The sequence below is a fragment of the Enterocloster citroniae genome (genome assembly GCF_040545455.1).
Taxonomy (GTDB): domain Bacteria; phylum Bacillota; class Clostridia; order Lachnospirales; family Lachnospiraceae; genus Enterocloster; species Enterocloster citroniae.
Map to the genome: position 1 here is coordinate 1 of NZ_JBEPLZ010000061.1, position 1754 is coordinate 1754.

1 protein-coding gene and 1 pseudogene are annotated in these 1754 nt (G+C 51.5%); both read right to left on the reverse strand.

Annotated elements, in window-relative coordinates:
- A pseudogene (locus tag ABID13_RS28550) lies at window positions 1-326 on the reverse strand (cell wall-binding protein); the annotation flags it as partial.
- Window positions 323-1754: hypothetical protein (locus ABID13_RS28555; protein WP_354021389.1), on the reverse strand; the 1432-nt coding region annotated here is incomplete at its 5' end. The pseudogene ABID13_RS28550 and the gene ABID13_RS28555, both read right to left, overlap by 4 nt.

A 1754-nucleotide genomic window follows, 5' to 3' on the forward strand; every position in this document is an offset into this window, starting at 1 on the left:
ATCCGCTTTGGCCTACTGGCATCCGTACCGGCAAACAGCAGCATGTCCCCTGGTCGTAACCGGGACGTGTCAGGGATGCCCTGGGCTATGTCTGCATCCACTGTGGTCAGTTTGGTAGAGTTGTACATGCCTGCGGTATTTGTGATCCCGAAGCCTTGCCCTGCCTGCTGATAAGCGTAGCAGATGGATGATGAGCAATCACTGTAATAGTTGCCGTCCTTGTATGATTTGTAGCAGTAATCCCGCAAGGACTGGCTGTATAGGTTGCGGCCTATGATCTCTGCGTACTTGTCGATCACGGCCTGTCTCCTTAATAATGCTGTCATGTCGTACCTCCATTTCTTATTGCATTTATCTGCGCCTGTAAATCCGCGATCACCGCCTTGGTATCCTGCACATACTCCACCGCCACGTCCGGCTCCGGCCCTCCCGCGGTAATGGTGATGTGGGTAGTGCCGGTAAAGGTGGTAAGGGCGTTTAGGGCGGTCTGGGTCGCGGCGGGGAGGTCTGTCTCCACTGGGGTATCCAGATAGGTGACTATCTTAAGTGGATGGGATGCAAGATGGGCTTTCCAAGCAGCAAGGCCCTTGTCCTCAATGTCCGGATTATAAAAGCTATTGTTCATAACATACAGATCTACACTTCCGTATGTTGGGCTTGATCCCAGCCAGATCTGATTTATTACCCCTTCTGTTTCCCCAGGTGTAACCGTACCCTGGTTGCATAGTCCGGGCCTTGCACGCATCTTCTCAGGCAGTCCACCTAATGCGTAGAAGCCGGAAGTGGTCGGTCTGGACCATGATCGTACTCGCCAATCTTCGCTCCCATCAAATATCAGCTCCACGCACCGGTCAATGCGTTTAGTCATAGTGATCCTATCCCTGTACTCCCCAATACCATGTAGTGGGGCTGTTAGTTGGATAGTTGCGGTCTTGGATTGATTATCATCTCCCAACACCGTCACTGCCGTAACATCTGTACCCACAATCTCTTGCGGATAATCTGGGCTGGGGGATGGCTGACCTCCGGTGTAGGGTTCCCAAGTCCCATCACCATCCTGATATAACATAGGGTAATATGTCCCCGGAGTAATAGTCCGAGAAGAAGGGCCATACAACATATACTGCAAATACACGCCTTCCGTGTTTAGCATATCCTCTGTTATTGTTTTTGTCTGATTTTCAGACAGCTCAAGCAAAGTTGCCGATGAACTATTGATTAATTTTATAGACAATTTCGGTACGGTGGCTTCGGACTTGAGCATAATGTTTCCAGGCTTTAACATACTTATGTCAGTTATCTTTACGGTCTCATAAAAACTGGACGTTAAATCCCCGGAACCAGAAATCCTATATCCTCCATCAGCTGTACCCACGACTGTTGCCCCGCCTGCTGTTAATACCGGTATCTTACTGGCATTAAACAACTGCGCCCCGGTCGTGGTAAACTGATCACTCTTGCCCGCAACCTCCAGGTCAGGTATCGGCGCCTCCCACGCATCTCCCACGCTGACCCGCCCAGTACCGGATGCAGAGCCGATCAGGGCATTGGCGTACTTGAGATCGGTCTCACGCTTGTTGTAGCCCACAAATGTCTCTTTCTGGCTCTCCACGTAGTCCTTGTTTTCCTGTAACGCCTGTGCTGATGCATCCGCAGACTGTGCTGCTGCCGTGGCTGATCCCGCAGCCGCAACCTTGCTTGCCTGGGCATCATTGGCGTATCCCTGGGCAGTGGATACCTTACCCTCCATCTGC